Below are 1,409 nucleotides of genomic sequence, written 5' to 3' on the forward strand. Positions count from 1 at the left end.
TGGCAGCGGTGACCCCCCGAAATGCGGGTGACGCCGCCCGTGCGGATGCCCGGCCCGGCGCTGGCGCCGACGCGGCCCGGCGTCGAGCGGAGGTCCGTGCGTTCGTTCGGGCGCATCACCCCGACCGCGGCGGAGATCCCTACGCATTCGCTGAGGGACTGCGGGCGCTGCGCCGCTCGTCGGCTTCGGCTTCGGCTTCGGCCTCGGCCTCGGCCTCGTCGACCGGTGCCGCCTCGCGGCCGACGGCCTACCGCCGGCGCACCATGCCCGAGCAGCTGACCGGCTGGATGGTGGGCCGCGGCCGGAACTGGCGTGGCGCCGCGCGGCAGCGATGGTCGGGCCGCGTGGCGGTATGGCCCGGCCTCGGTAGGCGGTGGGCCCGTCGACTCGGCGTTCGGCGGATACCCCGAGCAGACGCTTCGAGAGCACGGCGTGGCTCTCGGAGCCGGTGACGCGACACCCTCTACAGGAACCCTGGCGATGCCTCACCACATGTGACGATCACGCCAATGGCCCCTTCCTCGCCCGTCCGAGGGGCACGCCGGACGTACCACCCGACTGGACGGGTCGTGGACCGGAAGGGACGTCACCATGCGAGCAGCAGCACTCGGTCTGATCACCGGCCTGATCGCCGGGCTCGCTCTCGCCTTCGGCGGGTTCAGCGAGTTCCTGATCGTCGTGGTCTTCGGGGCGATCGGGCTGGTCGTCGGCAAGGTGGTCGACGGCGATCTCGACATCACCCGCTACGTGGGCGCCGACCGGCGCCGGAGCCGGAGGTGACGAGGCCGCCCCGGCCCGACGACTCCGCCGGCCCCCGGCGCGGGGGGTCCGCCGGGACGGGTTCGCTCCGCGTCGCCGACCGGGTCGTGGAGAAGATCGCCGCGATGGCAGCCACGGAGGTGGCCGGGGTCACCGGGCCGCCACGGCGGCTCGCGCGCCACGGGGCGGTCCGGCGGCGCGGCGGTGCCCGGCGGCGCGGGAATGCCCGCCGACCCCGGGTGGACGCCCGGATCGAGGGCAGCACGGCGCGGCTGACCATGACGTTCTCCGTGCGGTACCCGAATCCCGTCGGCGAGACCGCCGAGCGGGTGCGGGGCGAGGTGCGGGAGCGGGTCGCGGCGCTGGCCGGTATGCGGGTCACCCATCTCGACATCCAGGTGTCCTCTCTGAGCCTCGGCAGCGGCGAACCGGACTAGAAGGGCGAGTCCGAACCAGGGCGAGTCCGAACCAGGGCGAGTCCGAACCAGGGCGGAGCCGTGCTGCAGGTCCGGGCGGATCCCCAGCTCATGCCGATGCCTCACCCAGACCCGATCCACGCCGTCACCGCGCTCGCCGTCCGCCTCCGTGCCCCCGCCCGCTGTCTCCTTCCCGGCTGTCTGGCTCCCGCCCGGCACCCGGCGCCACAACTC

General features: G+C 74.4%; 2 protein-coding genes. Both read left to right on the forward strand.

The window, feature by feature from the left end:
- The first annotated feature begins 591 nt into the window (after positions 1-591).
- A complete protein-coding gene (locus NBZ85_RS31105) occupies positions 592-780 on the forward strand; it encodes a DUF2273 domain-containing protein (RefSeq protein WP_261559062.1) in 189 nt (62 codons plus the stop codon).
- Positions 777-1,196: an Asp23/Gls24 family envelope stress response protein gene (locus NBZ85_RS31110; protein ID WP_261559064.1), complete on the forward strand. Its 420-nt coding sequence runs from the start codon at positions 777-779 to the stop codon at positions 1,194-1,196. The genes NBZ85_RS31105 and NBZ85_RS31110 overlap by 4 nt, the downstream gene beginning before the upstream one ends.
- Positions 1,197-1,409 lie beyond the last annotated feature (213 nt).

The sequence above is a fragment of the Frankia tisae genome (assembly GCF_025403405.1).
In the GTDB taxonomy this organism is placed as follows: Bacteria; Actinomycetota; Actinomycetes; order Frankiales; family Frankiaceae; genus Frankia; species Frankia tisai.